This is a genomic window from Arthrobacter sp. Hb9-2 (genome assembly GCF_059091165.1).
This window is the reverse complement of sequence record NZ_JBNHGJ010000044.1, coordinates 16,828-33,304: the sequence shown is the minus strand read 5'-3', so window position 1 is coordinate 33,304 and position 16,477 is coordinate 16,828. Positions and strand designations below refer to the sequence as shown.

General features: G+C 65.9%; 14 protein-coding genes and 1 riboswitch. Of the genes, 11 read left to right on the top strand and 3 right to left on the bottom strand.

Annotation, left to right across the window (positions count from 1 at the left end):
* Both AC5RV1_RS19155 and ftsY read left to right on the top strand, forming a co-directional pair.
* Positions 1-2,410: AAA family ATPase (locus tag AC5RV1_RS19155; protein WP_493995644.1), on the top strand; the 2,410-nt coding region annotated here is incomplete at its 5' end.
* 75 nt (positions 2,411-2,485) lie between these two features.
* Positions 2,486-3,694, top strand: coding sequence for a signal recognition particle-docking protein FtsY (gene ftsY / locus AC5RV1_RS19150; RefSeq protein ID WP_493995643.1), 1,209 nt, complete (start codon positions 2,486-2,488; stop codon positions 3,692-3,694).
* Here the strand turns inward: ftsY and AC5RV1_RS19145 are convergent.
* Positions 3,691-4,953, bottom strand: coding sequence for an MFS transporter (locus AC5RV1_RS19145; RefSeq protein WP_493995642.1), 1,263 nt, complete (start codon positions 4,951-4,953; stop codon positions 3,691-3,693). The two genes, ftsY and AC5RV1_RS19145, sit on opposite strands and share 4 nt — an antisense overlap.
* Before the next feature lie 225 nt (positions 4,954-5,178).
* On the opposite strand from AC5RV1_RS19145, the gene AC5RV1_RS19140 reads away from it, so the two are divergent.
* On the top strand, positions 5,179-6,531 hold the full coding sequence (locus AC5RV1_RS19140) for an ammonium transporter (RefSeq protein WP_493946429.1): 1,353 nt from the start codon (positions 5,179-5,181) through the stop codon (positions 6,529-6,531).
* Entirely contained in the window at positions 6,528-6,866 is a 339-nt protein-coding gene (locus tag AC5RV1_RS19135; protein ID WP_015937412.1) for a P-II family nitrogen regulator, read from the top strand. Before AC5RV1_RS19140 ends, AC5RV1_RS19135 begins: the two co-directional genes overlap by 4 nt.
* Before the next feature lie 123 nt (positions 6,867-6,989).
* Here the strand turns inward: AC5RV1_RS19135 and AC5RV1_RS19130 are convergent, their stop codons facing one another.
* Positions 6,990-8,393, bottom strand: coding sequence for a glucose-6-phosphate dehydrogenase (locus tag AC5RV1_RS19130; protein WP_493995641.1), 1,404 nt, complete (start codon positions 8,391-8,393; stop codon positions 6,990-6,992).
* Between the two features lie 84 nt (positions 8,394-8,477).
* Here AC5RV1_RS19130 and ffh point away from each other — a divergent pair, with 84 nt between their 5' ends.
* Both ffh and AC5RV1_RS19120 read left to right on the top strand, forming a co-directional pair.
* The gene (gene ffh / locus AC5RV1_RS19125) at positions 8,478-10,061 is read left to right on the top strand and encodes a signal recognition particle protein (protein ID WP_493995640.1); all 1,584 of its coding nucleotides are present in this window, start codon (positions 8,478-8,480) and stop codon (positions 10,059-10,061) included.
* Between the two features lie 102 nt (positions 10,062-10,163).
* Positions 10,164-10,898, top strand: coding sequence for an alpha/beta hydrolase (locus AC5RV1_RS19120; protein ID WP_493995639.1), 735 nt, complete (start codon positions 10,164-10,166; stop codon positions 10,896-10,898).
* 69 nt (positions 10,899-10,967) lie between these two features.
* Here the strand turns inward: AC5RV1_RS19120 and thiC are convergent, their stop codons facing one another.
* A complete protein-coding gene (gene thiC, locus AC5RV1_RS19115) occupies positions 10,968-12,803 on the bottom strand; it encodes a phosphomethylpyrimidine synthase ThiC (protein ID WP_493995638.1) in 1,836 nt (611 codons plus the stop codon).
* Positions 12,798-12,905, bottom strand: a riboswitch (TPP riboswitch). It overlaps the preceding gene by 6 nt.
* 76 nt (positions 12,906-12,981) lie before the next feature.
* Between thiC and AC5RV1_RS19110 the strand changes: the two genes are divergently transcribed.
* From AC5RV1_RS19110 to AC5RV1_RS19090, 5 genes are all read left to right on the top strand, one after another.
* The gene (locus tag AC5RV1_RS19110) at positions 12,982-14,064 is read left to right on the top strand and encodes an amidohydrolase family protein (protein WP_493995637.1); all 1,083 of its coding nucleotides are present in this window, start codon (positions 12,982-12,984) and stop codon (positions 14,062-14,064) included.
* Between the two features lie 106 nt (positions 14,065-14,170).
* Positions 14,171-15,046, top strand: coding sequence for a VOC family protein (locus AC5RV1_RS19105; RefSeq protein ID WP_493995636.1), 876 nt, complete (start codon positions 14,171-14,173; stop codon positions 15,044-15,046).
* 94 nt (positions 15,047-15,140) lie between these two features.
* Entirely contained in the window at positions 15,141-15,581 is a 441-nt protein-coding gene (locus AC5RV1_RS19100) for a hypothetical protein (protein ID WP_493995635.1), read from the top strand.
* 202 nt (positions 15,582-15,783) lie between these two features.
* On the top strand, positions 15,784-16,200 hold the full coding sequence (gene rpsP, locus AC5RV1_RS19095; protein ID WP_163162679.1) for a 30S ribosomal protein S16: 417 nt from the start codon (positions 15,784-15,786) through the stop codon (positions 16,198-16,200).
* A 1-nt stretch (position 16,201) separates the two neighbouring features.
* Positions 16,202-16,444, top strand: coding sequence for an RNA-binding protein (locus tag AC5RV1_RS19090; protein ID WP_013601399.1), 243 nt, complete (start codon positions 16,202-16,204; stop codon positions 16,442-16,444).
* Positions 16,445-16,477 lie beyond the last annotated feature (33 nt).

Genomic DNA, 16,477 nt, shown 5'->3' with positions numbered 1-16,477 from the left:
CGGCCAGGTTGCAGCGGCGAGGTCACGGGTGGAATCCGCGCAGGCCGAGCTAGGCAGGCTCCGGGAATCCCAGGCGGCCGGGGCGGAACGGCGTGCCCGCGCCCAGTCCGAGTTCACCGCGCTGGAAAACCAGGTGGCAGGCGTGGAAGAAGGTGAGGAATCCCTTGACGCCGAATATGAGGCCGCCAGCGAAGCGCTCGATGCAGTGCTTCAGGACATCTCCGGCTTCAAGGCAGCCGTCAGTGAGGGAATCCGCAAGCGTGATGCGTTGGTGGCGCGCCGGGACGCCCTTCAACTGGGGCTCAACAGGAAAGACGGGGCAGGGCACGTCCTTGACGCCGGACTGGCAGGGGTCCTGGGAACCCTCGCGGGGGAACTGGCGGTGGAACCGGGTTACGAAACGGCGATAGCCGCTGCCCTGGGGGAAGCCTCGGACGCGGTCCTCGTGCGGGACCACGAGGCGGCAGCCGGTATGGTCCAACTGCTCAAGGACGACGACGCCGGGCGGGCGTCGTTCCTGCTCCACGCTGCGGGTGCCGCCGAGTTGGCGGTGGCGGGTGAAGCCGCGCCCCTGCCGGAAGGGGCACGCTGGGCAGGGGGACTTGTGCAGGACGCCGGACCCGCAGCCCCGGCGGTGAGGCACCTGCTGGCCGGCACCGCCGTCGTCGCCGACGTCCAGGCAGCTGCCGCGCTGGTGTCCGCGCGTCCCGGTATCACGGCGGTGACCAGGGGCGGGGATGTCTTCACCGCGGTTTCAGCCACGGGCGGCTCGGCGAAGGCGCCGTCCCTCCTCGAAGTCCAGGCCGCCGTGGACGACGCCGAAAGCCGGCTTTCGTCCGTCACGGCAGGGCTGGAGCGGAACAGGTTTGCCCTGGCCGCGGCAGAGGCACGGAAGGCTGAGGCGCAGGAACGTGCCGACGCTGCCCTCGACCGGCTGCACGAATCAGATGCCAGGCTGGCGGCCGTGGCGGAACGCCTCGGCCACCTCAACTCCGTACTCCGCAGCGCAGTGGGCGAAAGCGACCGGCTGGCGGCGTCCCTGGCTCAAGCCGAAGCGAACGTCGTGGCCGGGCAGGAAGCGCTCGCCGCCGTGACGGCGCGGCTTGCCGCTGCCCAGGAGGCGCCCCTGGAACAGGATCCCTCCACCGAACACCGGGATGCCCTGGCCCAGGCTGCCTCCACGGCCCGGGCTGCCGAGGTGGAGGCCCGGCTGTCACTGCGCAGCGCGGAAGAGCAGTTAACCGCCACCCGGAACCGGGTCGATTCGCTGGAACGTGCCGCCGCCGCCGAGCGCCGCGCCCGGGAGGAAGCAGCCGAACGTGCCCGCCGCCGCCGGGCCCAGGCGAAACGGGCTGCCGCAGTAGCTGCCGCTGTTGAACTGGCCCTGCGGTACATGGATGTGTCCGTGGACCTGGCAAGGCACGAGCGCGACCTCGCTGAAGAGAACCGGGAACAGCGGGACAAGGAACTGCGGCAGATCCGGACAGCGAATGACCTGTTCGCGCGGGAACTTGCCGAGCTCACGGACAACGTCCACCGCGATGAACTCGCCCGCACCCAGCAACGGGCCCGCATCGAAGCCCTGGAAAGCCGCTCCATCGATGAACTCGGCATCACCCCCGATGCCTTGGTGTCGGACTACGGGCCTGAGGTGCCCGTCCCGGTCCCTGCCGGAGAAAGCGGCGACAAGTGGGCGGCCCTGCGCGCCCCGGTGGATGCCGCCGGAGCCGAAATCATCGAGGGCAAGCCCTACATCCGCGAGGAGCAGGAGAAGCGGCTCCGGAAAGCCGAACGCGACCTCGCCAGCCTGGGCAGGGTCAACCCCCTGGCGCTGGAGGAATTCGCCGCGCTTGAGGAGCGCCACCAGTTCCTCAGCACGCAACTGGAGGACCTGAAGGCCAGCCGCAAGGACCTGCTGGACATCATCAAGGAAGTGGATGACCGGGTCCAGCGGGTGTTCACCGAAGCCTTCGAGGATACCCAGGCACAGTTCACCAGGGTCTTCGCCCGGTTGTTTCCCGGCGGGGAGGGACGGCTGGTACTCACGGATCCGGGCGACATGCTGACCACCGGCATCGAGGTGGAGGCCCGCCCTGCCGGCAAGAAAATCAAGCGGCTTTCGCTCCTGTCCGGCGGTGAACGCTCCTTGACGGCAGTGGCCCTGCTGGTTGCGATCTTCAAGGCGCGGCCGTCGCCGTTCTACGTGATGGACGAGGTGGAAGCTGCCCTGGATGACACAAACCTGGGCCGGCTCATCACTATCTTCGAGGAACTCCGGGAGTCCAGCCAGCTCATCGTGATCACCCACCAGAAGCGGACCATGGAAGTAGCCGATGCTCTTTACGGCGTAACCATGAGGGGCGACGGCGTCTCCACCGTCATCAGCCAGCGCCTGGGCGCCGAGGTGTAGGCGGGCTGTGGCGGTCCGGGGGCAGCAGCCCCCGCGCCGCCCGTAACGCCCGCTGCGTTATGAGAAGCTAGGGGAGTGAATGACATCCTCCCCATAATTTTGTCCATTGTTGCTGCCTTGGCGGTTATTGGCGGGCTGATTCCGGTCCTGCTCAAGACGCGGAAGAACATCACCCAGTACCCCGGCACCCGGGACGCCAACGACCCCGTCCTGCCACGGAGCGGGAGCACGGCCGTCGAGGACAGTCCGGCCGCGGCGACGGACCGCAAGGCCCCCGAGGGCGTGGACCTGGAGGGGCTGGACACCACCACGGTCCCGGACGATGCAGCGGGCCTGGAAGTCATCCAGGTCGAGACCCCGCTGCCTGTGGCCGGCCGCCTTATGCGCCTTCGCGAGCGACTGGTACGCTCCAACAACATCATGGGCAAGGGCCTGCTGGCACTGCTGTCCAGCGACAAGATCGATGAGAACGTTTGGGACGAAGTCGAGGAAACGCTTCTTCTGGCCGACCTTGGCACTGAACCCACCATGCAGCTTGTGGACGCCCTGCGTGAGCGCGTCAAGGTGTTGGGCACCCGGACCCCCGAGCAGGTCAAGGTGCTGCTCCGGGAGGAGCTCATCAAGATTGTGGACCCCACCATGGACCGCACCCTGAACGTGCAGCGCCACGCTGACAAGCCGGCCGTCATGATGGTAGTAGGCGTGAACGGCGTGGGCAAGACCACCACCGTGGGCAAGCTTGCCCGCGTGCTGGTGGCCGAGGACAAGGACGTCCTCCTCGGCGCCGCGGACACGTTCCGTGCTGCGGCCGCGGAGCAGCTGGCCACGTGGGGCCAGCGCGTAGGCGTTCCCACCGTGAAGTCGGACATCGAGGGTGCCGATCCGGCGTCCGTAGCCTACGAAGCAGTGAAGGCCGGCATCGACCAGGAAGTCGACGTAGTGATGATCGACACGGCCGGCCGCCTTCAGAACAAGGTGGGCCTCATGGACGAACTGGGGAAGGTCAAGCGCGTCGTGGAGAAGCTTGCCGAGGTGGACGAGGTCCTCCTGGTGCTGGATGCAACCACCGGCCAGAACGGCCTGAACCAGGCGCGCGTGTTTTCCGAAGTCGTTAACATCACGGGTATCGTCCTGACGAAGTTGGACGGCACAGCCAAGGGCGGCATCGTCGTCGCCATCCAAAAGACCCTTGGCGTACCGGTCAAGCTCATTGGACTGGGCGAAGGTGCCGACGACCTCGCCCCGTTCGAGGCTGAAGCGTTTGTGGACGCGCTGCTGAACTAGCGGCGGTCCGCACTGCCCGCGCTTTTGGCGGGCCGGAGTGTTTCGCGGGTGGTAATCCAGCTGCAGGCGGCAACCAGCATGATGCCGCCTGTGATGCCGAAAGCCCACCCATAGCCCAGGCGGTCCGCCAGCACGCCGGCCAGCACGGGCCCGGCGATCGCGCCGACGTCGGACGTCATCTGGTACACCGCCAGGACCTTGCCCCCGGACCGCCCGTTGCCGATCACATCGGCGACGGCGGCCTGCTGGGCGGGTCCGAACAGCCCGGAGCCGACGCCGGCCAGCGCCGATGCTGCCAGGAACCACACCAGTTCGCCGGCGAAGCCGATCCCGGCCGTCGCAGCGCCGGCCACCAGCAGGCCCGCGATCATCATGGGCTTGCGCCCCATGCTGTCCGCCAGGCGGCCGGAGACGGTCAGCGCCACGGCATTGCCGGCAGCGAACACCGCCAAAGCCAGCCCTGCCGCCTCGGGCCCGGCGCCGAAGGCGGCAGCGGCAAACAGGGGAACGGTGGCCATGCGGACGCCAAAGGTGGCCCACCCGTTGGCGAAGCTGGACATCAGGGCAGCCCTGTATGGTCCTGTCGCCAGGGCCTCGCCGAGCTTCATCTCCGGTGACCGCTGTTGTGCCTCCGCAGAACCGCGGCGCTCGTGGCTGAGCTGTGTCTGGACCACCAGGGCGGCGACTATCAGGGCTGCGGCATAGGCCAGGAACGGTATCCGGAGGCCGAATCCGGCCAGCAGCCCGCCAACAATCGGGCCGCAGACATTGCCGATAAGGAACGCCGTCGCGTACGCGCCGGACACCCTGCCCCGGCTCTCCGGAGGCGCGAGCCGGATCACCAGGGCCATGGACGCCACGGTGAACATCACGGAACCCGCGCCCCCGAGACCGCGGAAGAGCAGCAATTGCCAGTAATCCTGGGCGAACGCGCAGGCCGCCGTGGAGACGGCCACAATCAGCAGCCCCGCCACATAGACGGGCCGTTCACCCAACCGCCCGATCAGGCTGCCGCCCGCCGGGGCAAACACGAGCCGCATAAAAGCGAAGATGGCAACAATCACGGACGCCTCGGTGTTTCCGACCCCAAAGGTAGTCGCAAATTGCGGCAATACGGGCGCAACAAGGCCGAATCCCAACGCAATCAGGAACGCTGCCACCAGCATCACCTTAATATCCCGGGGAAGCCGGTCCCGTTGCGGCCGCAGGCGGGCCAGGATCCTTGAAGTGGCGCCGCTTCCGCGGGGTGCTGCCGTCATGGTGCACAAATCCTTGCAGTTTGGAGGGCCGGGTGCCGGCGGAAACGGTGAAACACAACCGTAACAAGCACGATATGCACCATTTACTTCCTAGAGGTTGTTGTAACAGGCCGGCAATCTAAATCCTCCGTGGGCGAAACACGGCGCGGACAAACTCGTTACAGGACGCAAAAGGCGTTGGCAGGCGGAGGACTCCGCAATATTCGACCAGAGAGGACGTGCACCATGGAACTTACCGCAGGTCACGTATGGATCATGGTGTCGGCAGCCCTCGTGCTGCTGATGACGCCGGGTCTGGCATTTTTCTACGGCGGCATGACGCGTGCCAAGGCCGCATTGAACATGATGATGATGAGCTTCATCTCCATCGGCATGGTGGGTGTTGTCTGGGTCCTCTGGGGCGCCTCCATGAGCTCCGGTGATGGGTTCCTGCAGATCGTGGGCAACCCGTTCGCCACCTTCGGCCTCGAGGGCATCGACACTCCGGACGGGCTGATCAAGGTGGGCTACGCCGCCACCTTCGCCATCATCACCGTCGCGCTGATCAGCGGCGCCATCGCGGACCGGGCAAAGTTCGGCGCCTGGAGCGTCTTTGTCCCTGTCTGGGTCACACTGGTTTACTGCCCCCTGGCCTACATGGTCTGGGGCGGCGGCCTGTTCGGCCCCGAAGGTGCTGTGGGCCAGGCGCTCGGCCCGGCCATCGACTTCGCCGGCGGCACGGTGGTCCACATCAACGCAGGCGTGGCCGCACTGGTACTCGTCCTCATCATCGGCAACCGCAAGGGCTTCGGCAAGGACCCCAACCACCGCCCGCACAACATCCCGTTCGTGATGCTTGGCGCAGCCATCCTGTGGTTCGGCTGGTTCGGCTTCAACGGCGGCGCCGCCACCACTGCTGAACAGGGCGGCCTCATCTGGGTCAACACGCTCGCCGCTCCTGCTGCCGCCATGCTCGGCTGGCTTGTCACCGAACGCATCCGCGACGGCCACCCCACCTCCCTCGGTGCAGCATCCGGCGTGGTTGCCGGCCTGGTCGCCATCACTCCCGCCTGCGCCAACGTCAGCCCCGTCGGTGCCCTGGGCCTCGGCGTTGTGGCCGGTGTGGCCTCAGCCCTCGCTGTTGGACTGAAGTTCCGCTGGGGCTTCGATGACTCACTCGACGTCGTTGGCGTCCACCTCGTCTCCGGCATCATCGGCACCGTGGCCCTGGGCTTCATCGCACTTCCCGCCGACGGCGTGGGCGGCGGCCTCTTCTACGGCGGCGGCATGACCCAGATGTGGGCCCAGCTCGCAGCTGCCGGCATCGCCATCGCCTACTCGGCGATCCTCACGGCCATCATCGCTCTGGCCATTCACAAGACCATGGGCTTCCGGGTATCGCAGGAACAGGAAACGGTGGGTGTGGACCTCAGCCTGCACGCCGAAACCGCCTACGAGTTCGGTGTTGGCGGACACGGCGGAAGCTTCCAGCCGCTGCACGACATGATTACGGGCAAGACCCAGCCGGAGGCCTCCGGGGCCACGGCGGATGCCCGGAAGACCGAATCAGCAACAGGCAAGGAAAGCGTGGGGGCATGAAACTGATCACCGCAATCGTCAGGCCGGAAAAGCTCGAAGCCATCCGGGAAGGACTGGAAGCCTACGGCGTACAGGGCCTGACGGTCAGCGCGGCAAGCGGCTACGGCCGGCAGCGCGGCTACACGGAGGTGTACCGCGGAGCCGAGTACAACGTGGACCTCCTGCCGAAGATCCGGGTTGAAGTCCTGGCAACCGACGAGCAGGCCGACGACATCCTGGACGTCATCATCGCCAGCTCGAACACCGGCCGGGCCGGGGACGGCAAAGTCTGGACCATGGACGTCTTCGAGGCAGTTCGGGTCAGGACCGGGGAACGGGGAGTCGCCGCCATCTAGGCGGTCGGCAACCCGGAAACAGTCCAGAAGAGGGGCAGGAAACCGGAAGGTTTCCTGCCCCTCTTCTGTTGCCCCGTTCTATATTTCCTGCGCGTTGCCCGCGTCCGCTGAAACGCTCGCGGTTTACTCAGCCCGCACGCTGGTGGACAGTTCCGCCGGCCCCGACGATCCGGCGTCGTAATCCTCCAGCGGGACCGTGTCCTGTTGCCAGGCCTTCAGGACCGGCTCCACAATCCGCCAGCAGTCTTCTGCCGTATCGCCCCGGACGGAGAGCAGCGGATCGCCGGTGAGCACGCCCTCCAGCACTTCACCGTAGGGCAGGAGTTCGGATGCGCTCAGTTCAGCTTCAAGGGTGACCCGGCTCAGGCTGAGGATCTCGCCGGGTCCGTTCACATCGACGTCGAATTCGAGGGTGTCGGGCCCGAAGCCGATCCTGAGCTGGTTCGGCGAGTCCACCCCCGTGAATCCCTTCGGAAGGTGGGGGACCGGCCTGAACGTCACCACGGCCTCTTTGCGCTTCACGCCCATGGCTTTCCCGGAGCGCAGGATGAACGGGACACCCTTCCAGCGCCAGTTATCAATCCCCACCTGGATCTGCGCCAGGGTTTCAGTTCCCCGCGACGCGTCCACGCCGTCCTCCTTCGCGTAGTCGGGCACGTCCTTCCCGGCCAGCGTCCCGGACGTGTACCGCGCCCTGCGGGTGGAAGCTGCATAGGGAGCGGGGACGCTGCTTGCCCGCAGGACTGTGGAAACGGCGTCGCGCAGGTCCCGTTCGCTGATGCTTGACGGCGGCTCCATGGCCATCAGGGCCATGATCTGGAGCAGGTGGCTTTGGATCATGTCCCGGAGCGCACCGGCACCATCGTAGTAGCGGGCCCGGCCCTCGAGCGCGAGGTCCTCGTCGAAGATGATCTCCACCTTCTCCACGTGCTCGCGGTTCCACACGGGCTCCAGGAAGTTGTTGGCGAAGCGCAGGCCCAGGATATTCAGCACCGTGGCCTTGCCCAGGAAGTGGTCGACTCTGTGGATGTGGTCCTCCGGCACCAGGCGCACCAGGGTCTGGTTGAGCGAGCGGGCGGATTCCTCGCTGGAACCGAAGGGCTTTTCCATCACCAGCCTCGTTCCGGGCGGTACCTGGTCCGGCCGGAGGGCTTCACAGGCGAGCTGGCTGATCCGGGGCGGCAGGGCAAAGTAGACGGCGGCGGGCCCCTCAAGGGTGGTGAGCAGCGACGCAAGCGCACCCCCGGCCGTGACATCCAGCCGGTGGTAGACGGTCTCCTTTTCCAGGTCCTCCAGTGCCCGCAGGCCGTCCGGGGAAGCCGATTTCGCGGACGCAGCGAAGGACGTACGGACCCTGTCCCGCCATTGTTCCGGGGTCCAGGGATCGGAGCCTGCGCCCACCAGGCGGAGGCCTGCCGCGCGGCCCGTGGCAACAAGCCGCGCCAGGCCGGGCAGGAGCAGCCGCCCGGTGAGGTCGCCGGAAGCGCCGAGGATGAGCAGGGTTTTCACTGTTGTCTGGCTCGTCATTTTGCCAGCATGCCACCTTGCGGGCCCGACTTGGTACCCTAGATAGTCGAGTCCCGATCATCCACTGAAAGAAGTGCACGGCGCGTGTTCAATTCACTCTCTGACCGGTTGACAGCAACCTTCAAGAATCTCCGCGGCAAAGGCCGCCTTACGGAGGCGGACGTTGACGCCACAGTCCGGGAGATCCGCCGCGCCCTCCTGGACGCGGACGTTGCCGTTCCCGTTGTCCGTGAATTCACCGGCAGGGTGCGCGAACGCGCCCTGGGTGCCGAGGTCTCCGGGGCCCTGAATCCAAGCCAGCAGATCGTCAAGATCGTTAATGAGGAGCTGGTGGAGATCCTCGGCGGCGAGACCCGCCGCATCCGCCTGGCAAAGAACGGGCCCACCATCATCATGCTTGCCGGCCTGCAGGGTGCCGGTAAGACCACTCTCGCGGGCAAGCTGTCCAAATGGCTGAAGGCCCAGGGCCACAGCCCCCTGTTGGTGGCCTGCGACCTGCAGCGTCCCAACGCCGTTACCCAGCTGCAGGTGGTTGGCCAGCGCGCCAAGGTGCCGGTGTTCGCGCCGCACCCCGGTGCCACCTACACCGAGCTTGAGCACCCGGCCGGGGACCCCGTAGAGGTTGCCCGCGCCGGTGTTGAGGAAGCCCGCCAAAAACTCCACGACGTTGTCATCGTGGACACCGCCGGCCGCCTCGGCGTTGATGCCGACATGATGGAGCAGGCACGGCAGATTCGCCGTGCCATTGTGCCGAACGAAGTGCTGTTCGTCCTTGACGCCATGATCGGCCAGGACGCCGTCAACACGGCGCATGCCTTCGATGAGGGCGTCAACTTCACCGGCATCGTCCTGTCGAAGCTCGACGGCGACGCCCGCGGCGGTGCCGCACTTTCCGTTGCGTCCGTCACCGGCAAGCCCGTGATGTTCGCCTCCACCGGTGAAGGCCTTGACGACTTCGAGCTCTTCCACCCGGACCGGATGGCGTCCCGCATCCTCGACATGGGCGATGTCCTCACGCTCATCGAGCAGGCCGAGAAGTCCTGGGACAAGGACGAAGCTGCCCGGATGGCGAAGAAGTTCGCCGACCAGGAAGACTTCACCCTGGATGACTTCCTGGCGCAGATGCAGCAGATCCGCAACATGGGCTCCATGAAGAAGATGCTCATGATGATGCCGGGCGCGCAGAACATCCGCCAGCAGCTTGAGCAGTTTGACGAGCGCGAGATCGACCGCGTTGAAGCAATTGTCCGGTCCATGACACCGCATGAGCGCGTGGCGCCCAAGATCATCAATGGCTCCCGCCGCGCCCGCATCGCTCGCGGTTCCGGCGTGCACGTCTCCGAAGTCAACGGCCTCCTGGAGCGTTTCGCGCAGGCCCAGAAGATGATGAAGAAGATGGCCCAGGGCGGTATGCCTGGTCTGCCTGGTATGCCCGGCATGCCTGGTGCGGGCGGCGGTGCGCGGAAGAACGCCAAGAACGCCCCCAAGAAAAAGGCCAAGTCAGGTAACCCCGCCAAGGCAGCCCAGGAGCGCAAGGATGCCGAGGCGCGCCGTGCGAATGCGGCCAAGGCACTGCCCACCGGGGCCGCCTTCGGCCAGCAGCAGGGCGACTTTGATCCCTCGCAGCTGAACCTGCCCAAGGGTTTCGACAAGTTCCTCGGCCAGTAACCACATCCGCAACCAGGCCGCGCCAGGTGTCGTTTTGAACCGTCAAAACGACACTTGGCGCTACTCACTTGGGATGTCCATGCCGTCGAATAGGGTTGGGTCATGTTCAAGCAGAGGGTAGTGTTCGTGCACGGCGCCGGCAGCTTCGGCTCCGCGGCCTGGCCGCGCCAGCACGGTATGGCGCTGTCCTATGACGCACTGTTCCTGCGCCGCCACGGGTACCATCCTGTGGCTGAACCCGTTGAATCCTCCTTCGACGAAGACGCCGCCATTGTGTTGCGGTCCCTTGCCGACGACGGCAGGGGCGCCGCGGGCGGACACGTTGTGGCGCACTCCCAGGGAGCCATCGCAGCGATGATGGCCGCCGTCGAGCGTCCCGACCTTGTCTTTTCGTTGACCCTGGTAGAGCCCGCCTGCCTCTCGCTTACCGCGGAACTGCCGGCCACCTCGGCCCATATCGGGCTGATGCAACCCTTGTTCGATGTCCGGCACCAGATGAGCGACGACGATTTCCAGCGCGAGTTCGTCCGGCGGGTCTATGCTACGGACCTGCAGCAGCCGGCTACAGCGGAGGAGAAGCGATCCGCCAGGAGGCTCCGGCTGCAGGCCCCTTCCTGGGAGGCTCCGCTGCATATTGTTCCCGGCGTTCCCACACTGGTCCTCACGGGAGGGTGGGAACCGCTCTACGAGGAGATTGCCCGCTACCTGCGTGAGACCGGCGCCCTGCACCGCACGGCGGCGGGAGGGCACCGGCCCCATGACTCCCCGGAAGGTGACCGCATCATCCGCGCGTTCATCAGCGAGGTCAGCAGGAGCCAGCCTGCCAGGGCTTCCTGAATCCTGCCGGGGGCAGTTTCCCCGTCCGGCAAGCCCCCAATAGCCTGCCGGACGGAAATGGTGATGCAGCTACGGGCGGCCGCTCGCTGGAGCGGCCAGTTCCGGGAGGTAAACCTTGCCGCCCGCTGCAAGGAATTCCTCACTCTTCCCCCGCATTCCCGCTGCCATGTCCGCCACCGCCGCCTGCGACTCCGCTGACCCGTATTCGTCCCGGATGTCCTGGCTGATCCTCATGGAACAGAACTTGGGACCGCACATGGAGCAGAAGTGCGCTGTCTTGGCGGGTTCCGCGGGGAGGGTTTCGTCATGGAATGCCTCGGCGGTCACCGGGTCCAGGGACAGCGCAAATTGGTCCCGCCAGCGGAACTCGAAGCGTGCCTTGGACAGTGCGTCATCGCGTTCCTGCGCCCCCGGGTGGCCCTTGGCGAGGTCTGCGGCGTGCGCTGCGATCTTGTACGTGATCACCCCTGTTTTGACGTCGTCCTTGTTGGGCAGGCCCAGGTGTTCCTTCGGGGTGACGTAGCACAGCATTGCGGTGCCGTACCGGGCGATTTCCGTGGCGCCAATGGCCGAGGTGATGTGGTCGTACCCTGGTGCCACGTCGGTAACAAGCGGGCCCAGCGTGTAGAAGGGCGCACCCTTGCACAGCTCCTGCTGGCGTTCGACGTTTTCCCGGACCAGGTGGAACGGAATGTGGCCGGGGCCCTCCACCATCACCTGCACGTCGTACTTCCAAGCACGCTGCGTCAGTTCGGCGAGTGTGTCCAGTTCGGCAAACTGCGCGGCATCGTTGGCATCGGCCGTCGCCCCCGGCCGCAGGCCGTCGCCCAATGAAAACGCCACGTCGTACCTTGCGAAGATTTCGCAGAGCTCCTCGAAGTGCGTGTAGAGGAAGTTTTCCTGGTGATGGGCAAGGCACCAGCCGGCCATGATTGACCCGCCGCGGGACACGATGCCGGTCACGCGGTTGGCGGTCAGGGGAACGTACCGGAGCAGGACGCCGGCGTGGATGGTCATGTAGTCCACGCCCTGTTCGCACTGTTCAATGACCGTGTGGCGGAAGATCTCCCAGGTCAGCGCATTTGCTTCGCCGTTAACCTTTTCCAGGGCCTGGTAGATGGGGACGGTCCCGATTGGAACGGGCGAGTTGCGGATGATCCATTCCCTGGTGGTGTGGATGTCGTCGCCGGTGGAAAGGTCCATCACTGTGTCTGCGCCCCACTGGGTGGCCCATTGCAGCTTGTCCACTTCTTCGGCGATGGAACTGGTGACCGCCGAGTTGCCGATGTTGGCGTTGATCTTCACCAGGAAGGCCTTGCCGATGATCATGGGTTCCGACTCGGGATGATTGATGTTGTTCGGAATGATCGCCCGGCCGGCTGCCACTTCGCTGCGGACCAGTTCCACATCGCAGTTCTCCCGCAGCGCCACGAAGCGCATTTCGGGGGTGATGACGCCCTGCCGCGCGTAGTGCATTTGTGTCACTTTCCGGCCTTCGACGGCGCGGCGGGGCGCCGGACGGGCGCCCTTCCACTCCGCGCTGGCGGCACCGCGGCGGACAGCCGAGCGGCCGTCGTCGAGGAGGTTCCGTCCACGGCCACCATAGGTTTCCGTGTCGCCGCGCGCTTCTATCCATGCCGAGCGGAAAGGGTTCAGGCCGCGGACGGGGTCGCTCCCCGGGCCGGCAGTTCGGTAGATCCGGAACGGACCATTGGAGTCGCCGTTGGGTGAAGGTGCCAGGGCTATTTCCGTAACGGGCACCCGTATCCCGGATGCTTCATCGTGGACAAAGGCCAGGGAATGGGACTTCAGCGACTGCGTGACAGGAGCCTGGTCCTGGCCGCCTTCCGCTGCCGCGCCGGACGGAATCTGGGCAGGGCTTAACGGTGCAATGGGTGTACTCAAGGATTACTCACTTCCTTCGCCGGAATTACCCGGACAGGTTCAACGGTCGCAGGCTGCATCAGCCCGATCTCAGCCCCTGCAGGGGCACCCGTGTGGTCAGGAAGAAAGCTACCACAGCCTTTCGGGAGGGGCTTGTCACATGGCCGGTGCTAGCCTGACTGGCGGGAAAAGGAGTCCAATGCCGGAGATCATCGAATTCAGCGGACCGGTGCTTGCGGGGCCGGACAGCGAGCGGCGGGGCCTGTGGTCCGTTGACGGGGTGTTGACCTTTACGCGCCCGCAACAACCCGCGGGCCGCGTGCTGGATGGCTGGGTCCTGCCGGGGTTCGTGGATGCCCACTGCCACATCGGGCTTGGACCCGGGGGCGCGGTGGAGGCAGCAGTTGCGGAGGAACAGGCCGGAACCGACCTGGACGCTGGAACACTGCTGGTGAGGGACGCAGGTTCCCCAGCAGACACGCGGTTCCTTCAGGGCAGCCGGAACGCCCCCGTACTCGTCCGCGCCGGCAGGCATGTTGCCAGGACCCGGCGCTATCTGCGGGGCCTCGCCGAGGAAGTGGAACCGGACGGCCTGGTGGAAGCTGTCCGGAAACAGGCCCGCGACGGCGACGGCTGGGTCAAGCTCGTCGGGGACTGGATTGACCGCGACGCCGGTGACCTGGCGCCGTCGTTTCCGGCCGACGCCGTCAGGGACGCTGTGCAGGCGGTGCACGGCGAAGGTGCCCGGATCACCGCACATTGCTTTGGCGAAGAGGCCCTGGACCAGATGCTGGACGCGGGGATCGACTGCATCGAGCATGCCACCGGGCTCCTGCCACGGCACCTCCCCAGGTTCGTCGAACAGGGCGTTCCCATCGTGCCCACTCTCATCAACATCGCCACGTTTCCGGATATCGCAGCCCAGGCAGAACCGAAGTTCCCCCGGTACGCGGCACACATGCGGGCACTGTGGGAGCGCCGCGCGGAACGGGTGCTGGAGGCGTATGAAGCAGGGGTGCAGATCTATGCTGGCACCGATGCCGGGAGCGTCATCCGGCATGGCAGGATCGCCGATGAGATCCTTGCCCTTCACCACGCAGGCCTGCCAATGGCCGCTGCCCTCGACGCTGCCTGTTGGGGCGCCCGGAGGTGGCTGGGAGCCGACGGACTTAAGGAGGGTGCCCGCGCCGACGTCGTGCTGTGCCGGGAGGACCCGCGGCAGGCTCCAGCAACGGTAGGCGAACTGGCACACGTCGTGCTGGGAGGGCGCGTCATCCGATAAGCCCGGAGCGGCCTGACTTTCAAGTCACTTGGATTAAATTGAAGCTTCAAGTAATTTTAACTGTCATAGGCCCCAATCCGAAGGGCCCAAGCACCGGGAGTTTTCAATGACTGCAGAAGCCGCCAGCCAGGATCTTCTTCCTGCCGACCTCGCCATGGGCACCGTAATGCTCAAGGTGGGCGACATGAAGGTGATGACGGACTATTACCAGCGTGCCCTCGGTCTTGAGGTTGTCGCTGAGCAGGACGGCGGGCTCTACCTCGGCCGGTTGCAGAAACCGCTCGTGCACCTCGCGCCCGCTCCGGGTCTGAACCTCCCGGGCAGGGGAGAAGCCGGCCTCTTCCACACCGCGCTGCTGTTTGAGAACCGGGCGGACCTCGCCGCGACCGTTGCCACCGCAGCCCAATTTGAACCCCGTTCCTTCACGGGCAGCGCGGATCATCTCGTCAGCGAGGCCTTCTACTTCACTGATCCTGAAGGCAACGGCATCGAGCTCTATTGGGACCGGCCCCGCAGCAACTGGTCCTGGAACGGCGCCGACGTGGTAATGGACAGCCTGGCCCTGCCGCCCCAGCGGTACCTCGAGCAGCACCTCACTGAAGAGTCCCTTCAGCGCCAGCGCGGAAGTGTGGCAGGAGTGGGCCACGTCCACCTCCAGGTCGGCGACGTCCAGTCGGCCCGCGACTTCTATGTGGGAATCCTCGGGTTTGAAAAGACCGCAGGCTGGCACGGGCAGGCCTTGTTTGTCTCCGCCGGCGGCTACCACCACCACATGGCCATGAATGTCTGGAACAGCCGCGGCGCCGGTCCCCGCAAGGACACGCTCGGCCTCGGCGAGGTGCTCATCGAGGTGCCGTCCGGAGATGACGTCGGGGCGCTCGCAGACCGACTGAGGGTCGCCGGCCTGCCGGCGCACCACACCGGGGCCGAACTGCGGTTTGAGGATCCGTGGCGCAACCGGATCCGCGTAGCTGTCCGCTGACCCGGGCGTTCCCGTACTAGGCTGAACCCGAACGGCCGGGTGGCAGGCATTGCTCCCGGCTGGCACCACCGTCAACGGAAGAAGGGTACTTCCCATGGGCTTCACCGAGATCTTTGTTGCCACCCACGACGCCGCACTTAAGCGTGCCGGCGTCCTGGACGAAGGCGGCAGTGCACCGGCCGGCCAGGCTGTCCGGATCGCGGGGATCAGTGATTTCGAAGTTGAACAGCTCGGTGACCTCGCCGGAACTGCCGTGCACGCCGGCGGTGCCGACTATGAACTGACCATGGTGGACGTATCCAGCGATTCGCTGCTGGCCGTCCCGCCGGCCATGGTCCGTGCCCTGGCCGACCTGCTCTCGTACGAAACCGAAGGCGAAGGCAACATCCTGGATGACGTTGCCGGGCAGTGGGCAGCCCAGGACGACATGCCCTTCGATGCCGCTCGCGCGCGGACCTATGTGCAGCAGTTGGCTGAACTGGCCAACAGCGTCGACGATTCGGAACGGACGGGGCTCTACGTCTGGTCCGCCTGAGCGGCCTGCCCCGGCCATCTTCCGGCCGCCGCCGTGTCAAGTCGAAATCCCGGCGCTGATCTGGCACAATAAACAGGTACTCGATCTGCGTGGCCCCTCTCTCCGCGTCCGGATCCTGTCCTTCGAACCCGCAAGTACGGCCCGCCCCACGGGTGCAGAACGCCGGGTTCACCCCTTTTCTGAAACAGGAGTGACCACAAAAGTGGCCGTAAAGATTCGCCTTAAGCGCTTTGGCAAAATGCGCGCACCGTACTACCGCATCGTCGTTGCAGACTCACGCACCAAGCGTGACGGCCGCGCCATCGAGGAGATCGGCAAGTACCACCCCACCGAAGAGCCCTCATACATCGAGGTCAACTCCGAGCGTGCCCAGTACTGGCTGTCCGTCGGCGCCCAGCCGTCCGAGCAGGTTGCCGCGATCCTGAAGATCACCGGTGACTGGCAGAAGTTCAAGGGCCTCCCGGGCCAGGAAGGCACCCTGCGGACCAAGACCCAGAAGGAAGCCTTCGTTGCCCCGGAAAAGGGTTCCGTGATCATCCCGGAAGCCATCACCAAGAAGGCATCCAAGTCTGACGCAGCCGAGGCACCGGCCGAAGCAGAGACCACCGAGGCTGAGTAAATTGCTGGCAGAAGCGCTGGAACACCTGGTCCGGGGAATCGTCGATTCCCCGGATGACGTCAAGGTCAGCTCGAAGAGCAACCGCCGCGGGGACACCCTCGAGGTACGGGTCCACCAGGACGATCTCGGACGGGTGATCGGCCGCCAGGGCCGCACGGCACGCGCACTGCGCACCGTTGTGGCAGCCCTGGCCGGCGGCGAACCGGTAAGGGTCGACGTCGTCGACACCGACCGCCGCCGCTGAGCGCTCAGCAACATCAGTTTTTGCTCCGGCCCC

Excerpts from the sequence above, each read along its gene's own strand:
- AC5RV1_RS19130 (WP_493995641.1), bottom strand. The coding sequence starts at position 8,393 with ATGACGAGCCAGACAACAGTGAAAACCCTGCTCATCCTCGGCGCTTCC.
- AC5RV1_RS19110 (WP_493995637.1), top strand. The coding sequence starts at position 12,982 with ATGCCGGAGATCATCGAATTCAGCGGACCGGTGCTTGCGGGGCCGGAC.
- AC5RV1_RS19145 (WP_493995642.1), bottom strand. The coding sequence starts at position 4,953 with ATGACGGCAGCACCCCGCGGAAGCGGCGCCACTTCAAGGATCCTGGCC.
- AC5RV1_RS19135 (WP_015937412.1), top strand. The coding sequence starts at position 6,528 with ATGAAACTGATCACCGCAATCGTCAGGCCGGAAAAGCTCGAAGCCATC.
- AC5RV1_RS19100 (WP_493995635.1), top strand. The coding sequence starts at position 15,141 with ATGGGCTTCACCGAGATCTTTGTTGCCACCCACGACGCCGCACTTAAG.
- AC5RV1_RS19140 (WP_493946429.1), top strand. The coding sequence starts at position 5,179 with ATGGAACTTACCGCAGGTCACGTATGGATCATGGTGTCGGCAGCCCTC.
- AC5RV1_RS19105 (WP_493995636.1), top strand. The coding sequence starts at position 14,171 with ATGACTGCAGAAGCCGCCAGCCAGGATCTTCTTCCTGCCGACCTCGCC.
- AC5RV1_RS19120 (WP_493995639.1), top strand. The coding sequence starts at position 10,164 with ATGTTCAAGCAGAGGGTAGTGTTCGTGCACGGCGCCGGCAGCTTCGGC.